The 18,189-nt window shown below is 60.6% G+C and carries 13 protein-coding genes; 5 read left to right on the forward strand and 8 right to left on the reverse strand.

The genetic code is table 11. From position 1 onward, the window contains the following. Positions 1-106: 106 nt before the first annotated feature. Positions 107-319 carry a hypothetical protein gene (locus ACNKU7_RS06950; protein WP_418296248.1) on the reverse strand — a complete coding sequence of 71 codons (213 nt, stop codon included), beginning with the start codon at positions 317-319 and terminating at the stop codon, positions 107-109. A gap of 276 nt (positions 320-595) precedes the next feature. Then, positions 596-4,474, reverse strand: a complete 3,879-nt coding sequence (gene purL / locus ACNKU7_RS06955) for a phosphoribosylformylglycinamidine synthase (RefSeq protein WP_418296249.1) — start codon at positions 4,472-4,474, stop codon at positions 596-598. Positions 4,475-4,982: 508 nt separating this feature from the next. Between purL and mltF the strand changes: the two genes are divergently transcribed. After that, positions 4,983-6,461: a membrane-bound lytic murein transglycosylase MltF gene (gene mltF / locus ACNKU7_RS06960; protein WP_418296250.1), complete on the forward strand. Its 1,479-nt coding sequence runs from the start codon at positions 4,983-4,985 to the stop codon at positions 6,459-6,461. Positions 6,462-6,579: 118 nt separating this feature from the next. Here mltF and ACNKU7_RS06965 read toward each other — a convergent pair whose 3' ends face one another. Beyond that, entirely contained in the window at positions 6,580-8,265 is a 1,686-nt protein-coding gene (locus ACNKU7_RS06965) for an ABC transporter permease (RefSeq protein WP_418296251.1), read from the reverse strand. A 73-nt stretch (positions 8,266-8,338) separates the two neighbouring features. Continuing rightward, the gene (locus ACNKU7_RS06970; protein ID WP_418296252.1) at positions 8,339-9,376 is read right to left on the reverse strand and encodes a Fe(3+) ABC transporter substrate-binding protein; all 1,038 of its coding nucleotides are present in this window, start codon (positions 9,374-9,376) and stop codon (positions 8,339-8,341) included. Between the two features lie 216 nt (positions 9,377-9,592). On the opposite strand from ACNKU7_RS06970, the gene ACNKU7_RS06975 reads away from it, so the two are divergent. From ACNKU7_RS06975 to dld, 3 genes are all read left to right on the forward strand, one after another. Then, entirely contained in the window at positions 9,593-10,075 is a 483-nt protein-coding gene (locus ACNKU7_RS06975) for a hypothetical protein (RefSeq protein WP_418296253.1), read from the forward strand. Between the two features lie 48 nt (positions 10,076-10,123). Further along, positions 10,124-10,396: a PepSY domain-containing protein gene (locus ACNKU7_RS06980; RefSeq protein WP_418296254.1), complete on the forward strand. Its 273-nt coding sequence runs from the start codon at positions 10,124-10,126 to the stop codon at positions 10,394-10,396. 68 nt (positions 10,397-10,464) lie between these two features. Then, positions 10,465-12,180, forward strand: coding sequence for a D-lactate dehydrogenase (dld, locus tag ACNKU7_RS06985; RefSeq protein WP_418296255.1), 1,716 nt, complete (start codon positions 10,465-10,467; stop codon positions 12,178-12,180). Between the two features lie 20 nt (positions 12,181-12,200). On the opposite strand, the gene ACNKU7_RS06990 is transcribed toward dld, so the two are convergent. Beyond that, positions 12,201-12,701, reverse strand: coding sequence for a DUF6702 family protein (locus ACNKU7_RS06990; RefSeq protein WP_418296256.1), 501 nt, complete (start codon positions 12,699-12,701; stop codon positions 12,201-12,203). 126 nt (positions 12,702-12,827) lie between these two features. Then, the gene (locus tag ACNKU7_RS06995; RefSeq protein ID WP_418296257.1) at positions 12,828-15,191 is read right to left on the reverse strand and encodes a M1 family metallopeptidase; all 2,364 of its coding nucleotides are present in this window, start codon (positions 15,189-15,191) and stop codon (positions 12,828-12,830) included. Positions 15,192-15,409: 218 nt separating this feature from the next. On the opposite strand from ACNKU7_RS06995, the gene ACNKU7_RS07000 reads away from it, so the two are divergent. Continuing rightward, the gene (locus ACNKU7_RS07000; protein ID WP_418296258.1) at positions 15,410-15,832 is read left to right on the forward strand and encodes a hypothetical protein; all 423 of its coding nucleotides are present in this window, start codon (positions 15,410-15,412) and stop codon (positions 15,830-15,832) included. Here the strand turns inward: ACNKU7_RS07000 and ACNKU7_RS07005 are convergent. Further along, on the reverse strand, positions 15,816-16,892 hold the full coding sequence (locus ACNKU7_RS07005; RefSeq protein ID WP_418296259.1) for a peptidase M42: 1,077 nt from the start codon (positions 16,890-16,892) through the stop codon (positions 15,816-15,818). The two genes, ACNKU7_RS07000 and ACNKU7_RS07005, sit on opposite strands and share 17 nt — an antisense overlap. 112 nt (positions 16,893-17,004) lie before the next feature. Continuing rightward, entirely contained in the window at positions 17,005-18,048 is a 1,044-nt protein-coding gene (locus ACNKU7_RS07010) for an alpha/beta hydrolase fold domain-containing protein (RefSeq protein WP_418296260.1), read from the reverse strand. Positions 18,049-18,189: the final 141 nt, after the last annotated feature.

Below are 18,189 nucleotides of genomic sequence, written 5' to 3' on the forward strand. Positions count from 1 at the left end.
GGCAATCAGCCGCTACGGCTTCATCCATTATGTTTCTCTACTTCAACCCCTGAGATATCACAGGATAACTCGCCAGCGGGTAAGTCAACGTTAAATCCTTTCGCTATTATTGTTCGTCTTCGTTATCGATATCATCCACAATCTTTTTCGTGTTTTTACCAATGGCTTTAGCGGTATCCCGACTGGCGTGACCTATCGCCTTGGCAACATCTCTTGTGCCATGCCCAATTGTTCTTCCGGTATCTTTTAGCTCTGCGCATGCAGGCAGCAAACCGACAAAGGACAGACATAACGCCAATGTTGCAACCCTACTCTTCATAATGTCTCCGCTTTTATTTGGCCAGCATTAACGCATCCTGCCCAAGAGACTTTGCGTCTTCGATCAGGTTTTTGGCCATTCGACTTTTTATAAATTTTATTATTCGGCGAGTTTGCTTCCTCGGGAAAAGCAGATCTGACGGACACTGCTGCCGACTGTAATTAACGGGATAAGCCCCTCAAGAGGGTAAACGGAAAGTGTATTCGGAACAATAAAAAAGCCCGCTCGATTGAGCGGGCTTTTTGTTCCTCTGCAAGCGGACTCGCGAATATTGCCTTAGTCGACAAATACCCGCGCGTTGCGGAACAGGCGCATCCAGCCGGAGTCCTCCTGCCAGTCGTCCGGGTGCCAGCTGTTGCTGACGGCACGGGCAACACGCTCCGGGTGCGGCATCATGATGGTCACGCGGCCGTCTTCGGAACACAGAGAGGTAATACCGTTTACCGAGCCATTCGGGTTGGCCGGGTAGGTTTCGGTAATCTGCTGGTTGTTGTTCAGGAAACGCATGGCGATGGTGCCGGACTGCTCACAGGCTTCCAGTGCCTGCTGGCTGGCGAACTCCACGCGGCCTTCGCCGTGAGCAACCGCTACCGGCATGTAGGATCCGGCCATGCCCTTGAACAGCACCGACGGGGAGTCCTCCACGCCCACCAGCGCGAAGCGCGCTTCGTACTGTTCGGACAGGTTGCGCACAAAGCGCGGCCAGTGATCCGCACCCGGGATCAGCTCCTTGATCACGGAGAACATCTGACAGCCGTTACATACGCCGAGACCGAAGGTGTCCTTGCGGTTGAAGAAGGCTTCGAACTGGTCGCGGGCACGGTCGTTGAACAGGATGGTCTTGGCCCAGCCTTCACCGGCGCCAAGTACGTCACCGTAAGAGAAGCCACCACAGCCTACCAGGCCCTTGAACTGATCCAGTTCAACGCGGCCGGCGAGGATATCGCTCATGTGCACGTCGACGGCGTTGAAGCCAGCGCGGTGGAAGGAATGCGCCATTTCCACCTGGCTGTTCACGCCCTGCTCGCGCAGGATCGCGACTTTCGGGCGCACGCCCTTCTTGATGTAAGGCGCAGCGATATCTTCATTGATGTCGTACGTCAGGTTCACGGACAGGCCCGGATCCTGCTCGGCCGTCTTGGCGATGGCATCGAATTCCTGCTTGGCGCAGTCGGCGTTGTCGCGCAGGGCCTGGATACGGTAGCTGGTTTCGCTCCAGATCTGCTCCAGGTCGGCGCGCTTGCGGTTGAAGATCACCTTGCCGTTGCGGGTAATGCGCAGCTCTTCCTTGTCGTTGAGCTGGCCGATCTGGTGCGCGGGCACGCCCACCGCAGCAAAGCGCATCACCAGCATTTCCGCTTCGGAAGCCGGCACCTGCAGTACCGCACCCAGTTCTTCACTGAACAGCGCAGCAACCGGGTCTTCGCCCAGATCGTATACTTCTGCGTCGATACCCACGCGGCCGGCAAAGCTCATTTCCGCCAGGGTGGCGAACAGGCCGCCGTCGGCGCGGTCGTGGTAGGCGATGACTTTGTCTTCCTCGAGCAGCTCCTGCATCACTTCGAAGAAGCCCTTGAGACGCTTGGCGTCGTCCAGGTCGGCCGGCTTGTCGCCCAGCTCGTTGTAGACCTGTGCCAGACAGGAACCACCGAGGCGGTTTTTACCGGCACCCAGGTCGATCAGCAGCAGTTCGCTCTCGCCTTTCTTGGTGCGGCGCAGCTGCGGGGTAACCACTTTGCGCACGTCGCTCACCGGCGAGAACGCGGAGATCACCAGCGACAGCGGCGCGGTAACGGCTTTTTCTACACCACCGTCGTTCCACGCGGTGCGCATGGACATGGAGTCCTTACCCACCGGGATGGTGATGCCGAGATCCGGGCACAGCTCCATACCCACCGCTTCCACGGTGCGGTACAGCTTCTCTTCCTCGCCCGGGTGGCCCGCAGCACACATCCAGTTGGCGGAGAGTTTGATGTCAGACAGCTGCTTGATCGGGGCACAGGCGATGTTGGTGATCGCTTCACCCACCGCCAGGCGGCCGGATGCGGGCGCATCCAACAGTGCTACCGGGGTGCGCTCGCCCATGGACATGGCTTCACCGGCGTAGCTGTCGTAGGCCACGGTGGTCACGGCGCAGTCGGCAACCGGTACCTGCCAGGGGCCAACCATCTGGTCGCGAGCGACCTGGCCGGTTACGGTGCGGTCGCCGATGGTGATCAGGAAGTTCTTGCTGGCAACGGTGGGCAGGCGCAGTACGCGCTCGGCCGCTTCGTTCAGGTCGATCTTGCTGGTATCGAATGCGGTGGTCTCAACTTCCACCTTTTCCGCCACGCGATGCATCTTCGGCGGCTTGCCGAACAGCACGGACATGGGCAGGTCTACCGGCTTGGCATCGAACTGCTTGTCGTTCAGGGTCAGGTGCTTCTCGCTGGTGGCCTCACCAACGACCGCAAACGGCGCGCGCTCGCGCTCACAGATCTTCTGGAAACGCTCGAGGTCTTGCGGCATCACCGCCATCACGTAGCGTTCCTGGGATTCGTTACACCAGATTTCCAGCGGGCTCATGCCCGGCTCGTCGGACGGTACATTGCGCAGTTCGAACTTGCCGCCAGTGCCGCCGTCTTTGACCAGCTCCGGGAAGGCGTTGGACAGGCCGCCGGCACCCACGTCGTGGATAAAGGCGATGGGGTTCTTGTCGCCCAGCTGCCAGCACTGGTCGATCACTTCCTGGCAGCGGCGCTCGATTTCCGGGTTCTGGCGCTGCACGGAGGCAAAGTCCAGATCCGCGGAGCTGGTGCCGCTGGCCATACTGGAGGCCGCACCACCACCGAGGCCGATCAGCATCGCCGGGCCGCCGAGGACGATCAGCTTGGCACCAGGCTGGAACGGCGGCTTGTCTACGTGTTCTTCACGGATATTGCCGTAACCACCAGCCAGCATGATGGGCTTGTGGTAACCGCGGCGCTCACCGCCGAAGTCTTCTTCAAAGGTACGGAAGTAGCCGCAGATGTTCGGACGGCCAAATTCATTGTTGAACGCGGCACCGCCGATGGGGCCTTCGATCATGATGTCGAGTGCGGTCACAATGCGCTCGGGCTTGCCGTAGTTCACTTCCCACGGCTGCAGGTGACCCGGGATCTGCAGGTTGGACACGGTGAAACCGGTCAGGCCCACTTTCGGCTTGGAGCCGCGGCCTACCGCACCTTCGTCGCGGATTTCACCGCCGGCACCGGTACCCGCACCCGAGAAAGGTGCAATGGCGGTCGGGTGGTTGTGGGTTTCCACCTTCATCAGCAGGTGGATGGCTTCCTGGCTGAAGCCGTATTCCTTGGTCTCCGGATCCGGGTAGAAGCGGCCCGCTTCATGGCCCACAACTACCGCAGCGTTATCCGCGTAGGCCGACAGGACGTTCTCGCCGCCCTTCTGGTAGGTGTTCTTGATCATGCCGAACAGGGAGTGCGGCATCTCTTCGCCATCGATGGTCCAGCTGGCGTTGAAGATCTTGTGGCGGCAGTGCTCAGAGTTCGCCTGGGCGAACATCATCAGCTCCACATCAGTGGGGTTGCGCTCCAGCTCTTCGAAGCTGGTCAGCAGGTAATCGATCTCGTCTTCCGCCAGTGCCAGGCCCAGGCTTACGTTGGCTTCGGCCAGCGCCTTGCGGCCGCCCTTCAGCACGTCGACACTGCCCATGGGGCGGGCTTTTTCCACCTGGAACAGCTGCTCGGCCTGCGTCAGCTCAAAATATACGCTCTCAACCATGCGGTCGTGCAGCTCGGCCGCCAGCTCGGCTCGTTCAGCCTCGGTTAATTTGACTCCACTAATGTAGTAGGCAAGACCCCGCTCCAGACGGTGAATCTGGGTCAAGCCGGCATTGTGGGCAATGTCCGTCGCCTTGGAAGACCAGGGCGAGATGGTGCCGGGGCGCGGTACAACCAACAGCAGTTCGCCCTCTGGCTGATGCTTTTCCTCGGTGGGACCGTACTGCAGCAGGCGCTCCAGCAGCGCCTGGTCTTTCTTGCTCAGCTTCTTGCTGTCGGCGAAGTGGACAAACTCGGCATAGACGTCGGCAATGGCTGGCTGCAACGCACGGAGTTGGTTGAGAAGTTTTTGATGGCGAAATTTCGACAGTGCGGGAGCACCACGCAGAACTAGCATCGCGGGAGTTGGCCTCTTGTCTGGATTTTGAGCACCTGCGGGACTGGGAACAGTGGCTTATAAGGCCCCACAGAGGCACCGGGAATCGGAGCGCGCGCATTGTACCTGAAGCTCAGCGTCTCCAACACTGCTCTGCCAGTAAAGATGAGCATATATAGACAAGCTAGTTCGTCGGCCGGCATAAGGAGTAATTCCTGGCGCATCGGACAACCCCGACTGCCCCGGTACAAACTTCACACCGGCGCGACCTACTACACTTAACGGGGCAAAACAAGCCGACTGTTCACAAAGCAATAAACGCCATATCTTTGGGATTGGTCTTTCGGATTGGGTTTAGGGTAAAATTGCCGCGCTTTTGACCCGAGCCAGACCAAATTATGTACAGCCGGGTACCGAACGCGGGTAGCAAAGGATAGCTGACCGCGAGACGGACGCGCCCCGGGAGCCCCCGGTGCTAGGTGCGACGTCACTGAAAATAAAGCAAAGAACGGACTCGAGGGAACTGCCTATGATCATGAAAAGCCGACTGCTGCGCTACAGCCGCCGCCTCCTCAAAGGGGCTGCTCTGGCCTGTTGTGCCTCGCTATTGGTGGCCAGCAAGGCGCCGAGCACGCTTGAGAAGGTCAAGGCGTCAGGCACCCTGGTGGTTCTCTCCCAAAACGGCCCCACCACCTATTACGAAGATGCCAACGGTCATTACACCGGCTTCGAGTACGACATGCTCAAGGCGTTTGCCCGCGAGCTCGGGGTCAAGCTCGAAATCCGCGATGTGCACGACCTGCCGCACCTGTTCCGCGAACTCAGCAGCCCGGACTCCGATGCCCATCTGGCCGCCGCCGCGCTGACCGTCACCCCGGAGCGCCGCGAGCAGGTACGCTTTGCCCCCTCCTATTTCGAGATCCGCCAGCAGGTGATTTACCGCCTCGGTGAGACCCGCCCCCGCAGCATCGCTGACCTGGAAGGTAAAACGGTGGCCACCATCGCCGGCAGTGCCCACGCCGAGCAGCTCCGCAAGCTGTCCGAGCGCTATCCGGGCCTGCAGTGGGAAGAAGTCTCCGATGCCGACGCCATGGAGCTGGTGGATATGGTCAATTCAGGCAAGTTCCACTACGCCGTGGTTGACTCCAACGCCTACGCGGTACACCGCGGTCTCTACCCCAACACCTACGTGGCCTTCAACCTGACCCAATACCAGCCGGTATCCTGGGCCTTCCCGCAAAGTGACGACGACACCCTGTACCGCGCCGCGCGCAACTTCATGCTGCGGGCGAACACCGGCGGCCTGGTTGCGGAGTTGCGGGAGCTGCACTTTGGCCACGTGAGCAAAATGAACGTAGGCGGCGCCCAGACGTTCGCCCAGCTGACCCGTGAACGCCTGCCCCGCTGGCGGGATGAGCTGCAGAAGGCCGCGGAGAAATACGAGCTCGACTGGGAACTGCTGGCCGCACTGAGCTACCAGGAATCCCACTGGAACCCCCGCGCCAAGTCGCCTACCGGCGTGCGCGGCCTGATGATGCTGACCCGCGCCACAGCGAAGGAAATGGGTGTGAACCGCCTCGACCCGCTCGAAAGCATCGATGGCGGTACCCGCTATTTCCTGCAGGTGCGCGACAAGATCCCCGAGCGTATCCGCGAGCCGGATCGCACCTGGATGGCACTGGCCGCATACAACGTCGGCTATGGCCACCTGGAAGATGCACGGATCCTCACCGAAAAGCTGGGCGGCAACCCGGATCGCTGGCCCGATGTGCGCGATCACCTGCCCCTGCTTGCCAAGCGCCAGTACTACAAACACCTGAAACACGGCTACGCCCGTGGCTGGGAGCCGGTCACCTACGTGCAGAACATCCGCCATTACCAGGCACTCCTGACCTGGAACAGCCGTATCGAAGAGCAGCGCCTGGCGGCCGCGGCAGCGAATGACGAAGGACCCGCACTGGTGGATGCCGCCGGCGCTGAGGCGGCAGGCGCGGCATCCGCACTGTAAGCGCTTCCCTATCCAGCAAAAAAAATCCCGGAAACTTCCGGGATTTTTTTTGCGTCGCGCCCAGCGCCGGGAGCTGACCATCGAAACCCGGCGGCCAATCGCCCGGCCGATCCGTTGCCTAGCCCAGAGAAGGCGCTTCGGTACTTTCCACCACGTCCGCGGTTTCCGACTGCCGACTTTTCGAGCGCCCCATCGACCGACTCAACAAAATCACTGGCAGCAGCCCCACCAGCACGATCATCAGTGACCCCAGCGCCGAGCGCTCGAGCATTTCATCCGACGCAAACTGGTACACGTACGTAGCCAGGGTTTCGAACCCAAATGGCCGCAGCAGCAGGGTCGCCGGCAACTCCTTCATGCAGTCCACGAACACCACCAGTGCACCGCTCAGCACACCGGCGCGGATCAAGGGCAGGTGTACCTGCCACAGCGTCTGCCAGCTGTTGCGCCCCAGTGAGCGCGACGCGCGATCCATGGACGGCGTGACCTTTTCCAGGCTCGTTTCGATGGCTCCGGCCGCCACCGCGAGGAATCGCACCGTGTAGGCAAACAGCACCGCGAACAGGCTGCCACTGAGCAGCAGCCCGATGGATACGTCGAAATGTGTGCGCAGGAAAGCATCCAGGGCATTGTCGAACGCCGCCAGCGGGATCAGCACACCGATCGCCAGTACCGCCCCGGGCATCGCATATCCGAGCTTGGACAGTCCCACTAGAGCCGAGATCGAGCGGCCGGGCTGCAGGCGCCGTCCATAGGCCAGCAGCAACCCCAGAAAGGCGGTTGCCGCAGCGGCTGCGACCGACAATAACAGGCTGTTACCGGCGATTTCGATAAAGCGGGAATCCCAGTAGCTGGCGAAGTTCTGCAGGACATAATTGCCCAGTACCAGCAGCGGGATACCGAAGCCACCGGTGACCAGCAGGGAACAGAAGGCGGCTGCCGCCAGCGCCCGGCTGCCGCGCAAGGTGTAGCTGTCGTCGCGGCGCGAGCTCGCGCTGGTGAAATGCCGCTGGCGCCGGCGCCCCAGCCGCTCCAGTGCTACCAGCAGCACCACAAACACCAGTGTGCTGCAGGCTATCTGCGCGGCGCCACTCAGGTTGCCGCGGCTGAGCCAGGTATCGTAGATACCCACGCTCAGGGTGCGCACTGCGAAGAAATCCACCGTGCCGAAATCGTTCAGGGTTTCCATCAACACCAGCGAGAGGCCCACCGCGATCGCCGGCCGCGCCATGGGCAGGGAGACACGCAGGAAGCTGTGCCACGGCGAACAACCGAGCACCCGGCTGGCCGCGCGAATGGTGCCGCACTGTTCGAGGAAGGCGGCGCGCGCGAGCATATACACATAGGGATAGAGCACCAGCGACAGCATGGCGATGGCGCCGCCCATGCTGCGGATTTCCGGGAACCAGTATTCGCGGCTGCTCTGCCAGCCAAACCAGCCGCGCAGCGCGCGCTGTACCGGCCCGGCGTACTCGAGCAGGTCGGTGTACACGTAGGCGATCACGTAAGCGGGCACCGCAAATGGCAGTAACAGCGCCCACTGGAAGAAACCCCGCCCCGGAAAGCGGCACATGGTCACCAGCCAGGCCGCGCCTACCCCCGCAACCAGTGTCAGCAGACCGACCCCGGCAGCGAGCACCAGCGTGGCACCTACGTAGTGGAACAGCACTGTCTCATAGAGGTGCGGCCAGATGTTCTCCTCCGGGGAGAACGCCAGCCAGAAAATGGACAGCACTGGCAGCGCAACCACGCCAGCGATCAGGGCGACCGTCAGTCCCCATCGGGTTTTGAACAGATTCAGCACGGGAATATCACATCTCGCAAACAAAAAAATGCCGGGCATTGACCCGGCATTCTAAAGGCGTTTATCCACAACGTCAGAAATCGAAGCCCACTTCATCCACAAGCCTGGACGCTTCCGGTACATGCGCCCCGATTTCCGTCAGGCTCATGCTGTCTTCCTTGAAGTCACCAATGTACTGATTGATCAGCGCAGAGCGCGGCGTGCCGGGGCGTACCGGGAATTCAAAATTCATTTCCGCATACAGGTGCTGAGCGCCCGGTCCGCTCAGGAACTCCAGCAGTTTTACCGCGTTGTCGCGGTTCGGCGCGTGCTTGGTCACCGCCGCACCGGAAATGAACATGTGGGTTCCGCGATCCTGCTGGTTGGGGAATACCAGATTGACGGACTTGGCCCACTCGATCTGTTCCGGCTGCTCGGTGTTGGTAATCATATTGCCGAAGTAATAGCTGTTGCCCAGCGACAGGTCACACACGCCCTCGCTGATCGCTTTGACCTGGGCACGGTCATTGCCCTGCGGCTTGCGCGCCAAATTCGCCTTGACGCCTTCGAGCCAGGTGCGGGTTTCCTCGACGCCGTGGTTGGCAATCATCGAAGCGAACAGCGAGAGGTTATACGGGTGCTTGCCGCTGCGGGTGCAGATGCGCCCCTTCCACTTGGGATCGGCCAGGTCTTCATAGCGGGTGATTTCACCGGGCTTTACCCGGTCTTTAGACGCGTAGATCAGGCGCGCCCGGGTTGTCAGGCCAAACCATTCGCCTTTCGGGTCGCGGAACTGCGCCGGGATATTTTTCTCCAGGATCTCACTCTCGACGGGCTGTGCCAGGCCTTTGCTCACCAGCTCGGTCAGGTTGCTGGTATTGGAAGTCAGCACCACATCTGCGGGGCTGTTGCGCCCTTCCCGCTGCAACCGCTCATTCAGCCCCTTGCTGGCAAATACCACCCGGGTCTCGATACCGGTCTCTTCGGTAAATTTGTCCAGCACCGGTTGAATCAGAAACGGCTGGCGGTAGGAGTAGATGTTCACCTGTTCTGCGGCGTGCACCGAAGCCACCGGCCCGGACATCGCGCCCAGGGCACAAACCAACGCAGCAATTCTCGACCGAATATCCATTTTTGATCCTTAGCATGTCTCAATTTGAGAAGGATTCTCATTTAAAAGCCACAGTAAAGTCAATCATCTGCCGCACAAAGGCCTGTCGCGCGGCCAGGTGCCCGCGATGCCCGGGGACACTGAAAATGCGATTTAGCAAGTCGCAAATTTCAACCTATGCTTACTAGCGAACCGGATAACCGCAATGCCTATGGAGTATCCATGAAGAGAGCATCGATGAAGAGAGTATCCGCGGGATCCAACCTTTGGATCATTGCCCTGCTGTCCACTCTCGCCCTCGCTGGCTGTGGCAGGCAAACGGAAACCCACGATCCCGACGTAGCCCCCGCCGCCCAGCCGACCAGCCCCGGTCAGGAAGACAATGATGCCGCATCACAGAGCGACAGCAGTGCGGGCACTGAAAGCTCAGCTGACGACTCATCTGTCGACAGCCAGAACTCTGGCCCGAACTCAATGGGACAGCTCATCTGCACGGATCCGTGGTTTGAGTGGGTCAACCAGCAGGTGCTCAGTATCCACAGCCAGGACGTCGCCAACCAGTATCCATCCGGACTGCCGGCGGTCGGCAGTGACGAGTGGTTTGCTGCGGTCGACAAGCTCACCGGCGGCGATGGCGCGCACGGGCCTGACGGCGGCAGCGATGAGTGGTGTTTCATGATGCAACAGCGACTTTCACCAACCGGCTCCGACCAAGAGTGAATTGCACCGACAACCCAGATCTGAGACATTCAACGACATGGTGATCAGATGAAAAAACTCCGCACGACGCTGGCCGGGATGGCCCTCGGCACTCTGGCATTCGCGCAACCGCTGCTCGCAGATGAAAAACCACCTCCCGGCGCCATGGCGCTGTCGGTGGTGCTCACCAAGCTGGAGCAGCAGGGTTTTACCCCGATCATTGAGGTGTCCCTGGAGAAGGAGCGCTGGGAGATTGAGGCGTTCAAAGAAGGGGAAAAGTACGAACTCCTCGTCGATCCCAACAGTGGCGAGATCCTGGAGTCCAAAACAGATACAGAGTGAGTGTGCACATGGCGCTTGCCGTGCACTCATAAACGCTCGCCACGGCCGGCACGGAACAGCCAGACTTTATGCACACACTGATAGACCAACTGCAGGACATCCTGGATACCAGGGACATACTCACGGATCCCGTGCGCACCGAGCACTACCGCAAGGGGTTCCGCTCCGGAGAGGGCGACGCGCTTGCGGTTCTGTTCCCGCGACGGCTGGTGGATCTGTGGCGCGCACTGCAATGCTGTGTCGATGCCGGAGCCATTATTATCCTGCAGGCGGCCAATACCGGGCTCACCGAAGGGTCGACGCCCAGCGGTAGCGATTACGATCGCCCGGTGGTGATTATCAGCACGCTAAAAATGGACGCAATTCACCTGCTGGACGACGGCCGCCAGGTGGTCGCCCTGCCCGGCGCCACCCTGCACAAGCTGCAAAAAATGCTCGGGCCAATCGGGCGCGCGCCCCACTCGGAGATCGGCTCGTCCTGTATCGGTGCGTCGATTGTTGGCGGTATTGCCAATAACTCCGGCGGCGCCCTGTGCCAGCGGGGCCCGGCCTACACCGAGCTGGCGATGTATGCGCAGGTCAACGCAGACGGCCAGCTGGAACTCGTCAATCACCTGGGCATCGACCTCGGCAAAACGCCGGAAGAAATGCTGCACAATCTTGAGCGCGGCAAATTCCAGGCAGTAGGCGACCTCCCCCGATCCACAACCGACCCCACCCCCCGCATGGCCTCAGACCGGGAATATCTGCAGCGCATCCGCGAAGTGCATGCCGACACCCCTTCCCGCTTTAACGGCGACGCGCGGCGGCTGTTCGAAGCCAGTGGCTGCGCCGGCAAGGTCGCGGTGTTTGCCGTGCGCCTGGATACCTATCCCACGCCACAGGCCACCCAGACGTTCTACATCGGCAGCAATGATCCCGCGGTATTTGCCCGCCTGCGGCGCGGTTTGCTCTCGGAACTGCCGACGCTGCCGGTACTCGGCGAGTACCTGCACCGAAACATGTTTGATCTGGCGGCGAAGTACGGCAAAGACAACTTCTTTGTAATCGAAAAACTGGGTACTGAAAATATGCCGCAGTTTTTCAGCACCAAGGGAAGACTGGATGCGTGGCTGGAAAAGCGCCGTTTCCTGCCCACGTTTTTAACCGAACGGCTGCTGCAGGCGTTCAGCAAGCTACTGCCGCAGCACCTGCCGGCAAGGATGCTTGAATACCGCAAAGCCTATGAACACCACCTGATCCTGAAAGTGGCCGACGACGGCATAGAGCCCACACGGCAGTGGCTGAACAGGTTCTTCAGCAATGGGGAAAACAGCGGGGATTATTTTGAATGCACGGAGCAGGAAGCGGCCAAGGCCATGCTGCACCGTTTCGTTTCCGCCGGCGCGGCCATGCGTTACCAGAACGTGCACCACCGGGAAGTGGGCGAGCTGCTGGCGCTGGACATTGCCCTGCGCCGCAACGACCTCAACTGGGAGGAACAGCTGCCGCCGGAGATCGACAGCCAGATAGAACACCGGCTGTACTACGGGCACTTCCTGTGCAATGTGTTCCACCAGGATTACATCCTGAAAAAAGGTGCCGATACCAAGGCGGTCAAAAACGCCATGCTGGCACTGCTCGAACAGCGCGGTGCGCGCTTCCCGGCAGAACATAACGTCGGGCACCTGTACCAGGCATCAGACGCGCAGCGGCAGTTCTTTGAACAACTGGATCCTACCAATACCTTCAACCCGGGCATTGGCAAAACCGACAAGACCCGGCGCTGCTGCAGCTGCGGCTGACGTCCCTTAGCGACTGCCAGTTACAGGCTGATCGCGACCTCACTGGCGCCCGGCTTCAGGGTAAAGCTCTCGGTTTTGCCCGCGCGGGTGAGGTTGACCGTATTGACCTGGTCGCGCTCAATTTCCATCAGCATGGACTGGCGCACCTGCAATGTCTTGCCCTGCACCGCAGCCAGTGGCAGTTCCTGGTAGACCCACACATCGTGTACATCCGACTCCACCCCCACCCACTTGGGCTTCAGGATTTCGCCGTCGGCGGTGCGGATCTGGAAGCGCTCATTCACGTAAGCCTCCATCGGCTGCTGCGCGTCCTTGATTTCCTTGCTGGCACTCAGTGACAGCGCGCGCTCCATATCGGCGACAAAAAAGCGGTGGGAAATTTCCAGGGACTGGGTGCGCTCATTCACCGCCAGCTCGGTAATACCGAAGTGGTAGCGGTGCGCCTGGGCCTGCGCCGCCAGCAGGAAAGTGGCCAGTGCAATAACACTGAAACTGAAGAAACGCGCGAATGCTTTATGCATGGCTGAAAACCTCTGGTTGCCGCAAAGAATCCGGACATGGTTCCCGGAATGCGGGCAAACGGTTATGGAAGTGTAAGGAAAAGGCGGGGCAGCCAGAACGGCCACCCCGGTAGATCAGGGCGTTGATCAGTCTTCCTTGAGCTCGGCTTCCCAATCCTTCATCAGGTTGCGGGACTCCTCGTCCTTGAACAGCTCCAGGCGGGACTTGATGATACGGCGCGGGAAGTAGTTGTTCTCCACGTCCACATCCGCCGTCTCCCAATGCGGATCCAGCACCACAGACTTCAGTACCTTGTCTTTGCCGCGCACCAGCATCTTGGAGGTCTTCTGGGCATTGCGCGCCCAGATCTCGGCCGGGATACGCAGTTCCTCACTGCTGCCGTCTTCGTAATCGAGCTTCAGGATCAGCGGCATAACCAGGCCACCAATGTTGCTGAAGTCGAGCACGTACACATTGCTCTCGACCTTAAGCAGGTCTTTTTCCCAGTCTTCCAGACCTTCCAGCATGCCGGTGTAGCTGTTGCGGTCCGCGTTGGAAACATCGAACTCGTCGTGTTCGTTGTAGAAGTCAGCCAGTTCCGGCTTGCCATCAACAATACGGGTCATCTTGTTCGCGCGGTTGATGCGCTCGGTCACCGTCTCCGGCTCCTGCTCGAACTTCTTGCGCTTCCAGGGATTCTCGATATCCGGGTTCTTGGTGCCCACGTTGTAGTGACGCACCTGGTCCAGGCTGATATCCACGTGGTCGGTGGTGTAGAACCAGCCGCGCCAGAACCAGTCCAGATCCATACCGGAAGCGTCTTCCATGGTGCGGAAGAAATCCGCCGGCATCGGGCGCTTGAACTTCCAGCGCTCGGCATATTCACGGAAGGCGAAGTCGAACAGTTCGCGGCCCATAATGGACTCGCGCAGGATGTTCAGTGCAGTGGCCGGCTTGCCGTAGGCGTTGTTGCCGAACTGCAGGATGGATTCCGAGTTGGTCATGATCGGAACCTGGTTCTCGCTCTTCATGTACTCGACAATCTTGCGCGCATCGCCGCGGCGCGACGGGTACTTCTCTTCCCACTCCTGCTCGGCGAGGAACTGAACGTAGGTGTTGAGGCCTTCGTCCATCCAGGTCCACTGGCGCTCATCGGAGTTGATGATCATCGGGTAGTAGTTGTGGCCTACCTCGTGGATGATCACAGAAATCAGTCCGTACTTGGTGCGACGGGAGTAGGTGCGCTTGCTGCGGTCTTCCTCGTCGATCTCCGGGCGCGGGCCGTTGAAGGTGATCATCGGGTATTCCATACCGCCGACCGGGCCATTCACGGAGATGGAGGTGGGGTACGGATAATCAAAGCTGTAGCGGTTGTACACATCCATGGTGTGGATGATGGACTCGGTGGAGTACTTGTCCCACAGCGGCGTACCCTCTTCCGGGTAGAAAGACATCGCCATGGTGTCGGTGCCGCCTTTCTTGTAGCCCTGCGCGTCCCACAGGAACTTGCGCGAGGACGCCCAGGCGAAGTCGCGCACATTGTCAGCTTCGAAGACCCAGGTCTTACGCTGCTTGCTGCGGCTCTTCTCGTTTTCCAGCGCTTCGTCCTTGGTGATGATCATCACCGGCTTCTTCGCCGTGCGGGCCTTCTTCAGGCGCTCGCGCTGCTCACGGGTCAGGACATCTTCCGGGTTCTGCAGCACACCGGTGGAAGCCACCACGTGATCCGCCGGCACATCGATGGCCACGCGGTAATTGCCGAACTCCAGGGCAAACTCGCCGCGGCCCAGGAACTGCTTGTTCTGCCAGCCGCTGACATCGTTGTACGCCGCCATGCGCGGGAACCACTGGGCAATCTCATACAGGTAGTTGCCATCGCGCTCGAAGAACTCATAGCCGGAACGGCCGCCGAGGGCCTTCTGCTCGATCACGTTGTAGGCCCAGTCCACTCGGAAGCTGACCTTGGCACCCGGCTTCAGCGGCTGCGGCAGATCGATGCGCATGCCGGTGTCGACGATGGTGTGGCGCAGGTCGCGGCCATTGGCGTCGGCCACCTTGGTGATCTGGTAACCGCCATCGAACTCCGCGGAAACCACTTCGCGGCGGAAGCTGCCGAAGGGAATGGTGTCCGGGGCGATGGATTCAACATCCACCGGCGCCGCCAGGTTGCCCGAGGAGTTGGGCTTGAAGCGGTTCTGGTCCAGCTGCAGCCACAGGTAGCGCAGGGTGTCCGGGGAGTTGTTGATATAGGTGATGGTTTCAGACGCGGTGATGCGCTGCTTCTCGTCGTCGAGGGAGACCTTGATGTCGTAGTCGGCCTGCTGCTGCCAGTAGGCGTGTCCCGGCGCTCCGGAGGCCGCGCGGTAGGTATTCGGGGTGGGCAGCAGCTCTTCCAGCTGGCGGAACTTGTCACCGGTTACATTGAGGGGGTCGGCGGCGATTGCCGCAGTACTGCCGGCAAATCCGAGCAACACCGTCCCCAGGCGACGGCAGAGGGTTTTTAGAGTCATAGTGGACGCCATTCTCATCGAAAATGATAAATAGCGCGCCATTCTAGCAGCGTTTCCGTGACCGGCCATTCTATAGGGCCTCGGCCAACGTGCCAGCGGCTCCACTGGTCGTATCCACAGCCTGCCGGTGCCATTCCTCCTCGCAGGGCAATATTCCCCTTGGATTCCTGGGTACCCCACCCTACCAATGTCCTGATAAAGGCAATTTGGGGAATTCCATGCAGTTTGCCGACGCCCTGCGACACCGGCTTCCGGCCTTCGCCGCCGCTGCTTTCCTGGCCCTGGGGCTGGGATCCGGTGCGGCCGCCCAGCAACCGGGCCCGTTCACCGCCAATGACTTCCAGTTTTCCGGCCCCTCGGGGCAGACCCAGATCCCGCCGCACCTGTATGGCCCCGACCTGGACGGCAACACGCCTTCAGAGGTGGCACTCAGTGCCGGCCTGGTGCGAACCCGCCTGCAGCGCCTCGGGTTCCACAGCTTCAGCAGCATCAGCTTCCGCAACGGCTACTGGAACGTGGTCGCCTATCACGGCAATAAAAAACGCCAGCTTACGGTACACCCGGAAACTGGCGTTATTCGGTCAGACCGGCCCTACTGCAACAATCGCTGCAACCAGTATTCACTCAGCGAAGAGTTCTGAAGCCGTCGCCCTCGGCAGCAATCGCCACCAGCAGTTCGCTGAAGGCACTGTTGGCGCTCATGGCTGCCGACTCTTCCATGGTGTGATAGCCGGTGGTGGGAATCTGCAGGGTGGTGCCCTGCACGTAGCCACTGGAGGCCGCCACGATCCGCCCCAGCTCGGTACTGCCCAGTGATTGCGGCTCCTGCCCCTGCGCCAGGGCGATACTGTTCTGCTCGTCGATATAGGCGTCCTTGAAGCTGTAGGCAATATCGTTCTGCAGACACAGTTTCTCCAGCCGCGTGGTAGTGTCGCGGTGAAACTCGGCGTTGGCATCCCGGCGCCGCAGCACCACTTGCTGCAGGTCCGCCGCGCGGCGATCCGGATAGGGACTGGTATCCACCACAATCAGATTGTCCGTACCGCCGTTGAACCGGCGGAACCATTCCAGCAGATAGCGCCAGCTACTGCCGGACTCTTCCTGAGCGGTAAAAAAGGCCGTGCCTTCAAATCCGAGCGAAAACAGGTGAACCAGGTGAGCAGCGGTCAGCACGTTGTCGAGCTGGGCACTGAGGATGCCATCGGCCATGCGCAGGCGATCGGTAAACGCCACCGGCGTCCCCGCCACCAGGTGTTCGAGGCCGGTCACTTCAAAGATCAGGTTATTGCGGTACTCACACACATAGGCGCGGCGGATCACGCCGGAGCCAAAATAAGAGCCGGACCAGGGTTCGTACGCGGTTACCGGGACGCCCCGGAAGCGGTCGACGATTTTCGTCATCAGCTTTTCGGAAACCGAGTTACCCAGCAGGTCGGAGCGACGCCCGGACACAAACGCCGCGTACTGGAACTCATTAGGGCCGGTACAGATGAGGCCATGGCGGTCGATGTGTGCGGAAAACATCGCGCTGTGGGGACGGCTGCCCTGTGCCACCAGCAGGCCCTCGTACCAGGTCACCTTCGCACCGCGCTCTTCCAGCTCCCGCTGCAGGACGCGGAGAAACGAGTGCTCTGCGCCCACAACACTGGGGCTGCGCACCAGTAACTTGAGCAAATCGATAAACTGGTCGGCCTGCTGCATGGGCCTGTCGCCTCCACAAGAAAGTAGGTAATGGGCAGCGAGTATATCCAGCAATCCTTCGCCACGGCGACAGTTATTTAGCGCGTTGCAGCCCGGCCATTTTGACCGTCAGTCAGCGGGAAAAATGCTGCTGCAGGAAGGCTTCGACGCGGGCGGCCGTCGGCGCAAACCAGGGCTCAAACAGCCAGAACGCATGGGGCGTTTGCGGGTGGGTCATCACCTCTGTGGCCACACCGGCCCGCTGCAGTTTTGCCCGATAGTCATCCCGCCCGGCGTGGAAGCGCGGCTGGCTGCTGTTAACAAACAACGTCGGCACCAGGTTTTCCCCAGCCTTTTCCAAACCCTCTCCGGCACCACCTTCGCCGCGGCCCGGGTTATCCACATAGACCAGCGGCGATGCCTGCCGCCACAGTTCCGGCACTTCTTCATAGGTTCCGCCAAACCAGGCGCCCGCCGCCGAAGGCTGCTTGCGCGGGTCGTTTTCATATTTAAGCGCCAGCGGCGTGGTAAAGCTGACCACCCCATCGAGGTTGACGATGGCTTTCACGGCTTCGGCCGCGGGATCACCGTCTCCGCCAAAGATTTCGACGCCCGGCGTAACCCCAACCAGATTGGCCAGCTGGCCGCCTGCCGAAGCGCCGAGTATCGCCAGATTGCCCGGATCAAAGCCGTAATCCCCGGCCCGCTGCCGCAGCCAGCGCAGCGCCGCCTTGATATCCACAACCGCAGCGGGATAGCGGGCTTCCGGTGACAGGCGGTACTCCAGCGTGGCCGCCACAAAACCCCGGTTGGCCAGGAAGGTGGCCATGGGCTCCTGCAGTGTGCGATTACCCGAGCGCCAGCCACCGCCATGGACTAACAGCACAGCACCATGGACTTCTGTCCCTGGCGCCGGCCGGAACAGATCCAGGTGCAACGGCCGTTTGCCGAGCTGGCGGTACACAAGGCCGCGCTCAACCGCAACGCCGGCGGCCGGCGCTACCCGGGCTATCTCAATGTGCGGGAAGTCCCTGCGGTACTTGGCAAAGGCCTTGTCCAGGGTAAAGCTGTTATCCACAGGGAATCCTTCGCCCACCGGCTTGCCCTCGGCCACAGCCGCAAACAAGAGCACACTGAACGCCAGCAGTACCCGGCCCCGGCTCATTCCAGTTCGCATCGACTTCCCTCCCCTGCATTAAACGCCCCATGAAACCAGCCGACCAAAAACATGCACAGCCACCTTTTGGCCTGACCAAAAATAACCGCTGCGATGCTAACACAGACTAGAAGCAAACTGCCGCGCCAAAAGTGCCCCGCC

The sequence above is a fragment of the Microbulbifer weihaiensis genome, assembly GCF_048323715.1.
Lineage (GTDB): Bacteria > Pseudomonadota > Gammaproteobacteria > Pseudomonadales > Cellvibrionaceae > Microbulbifer.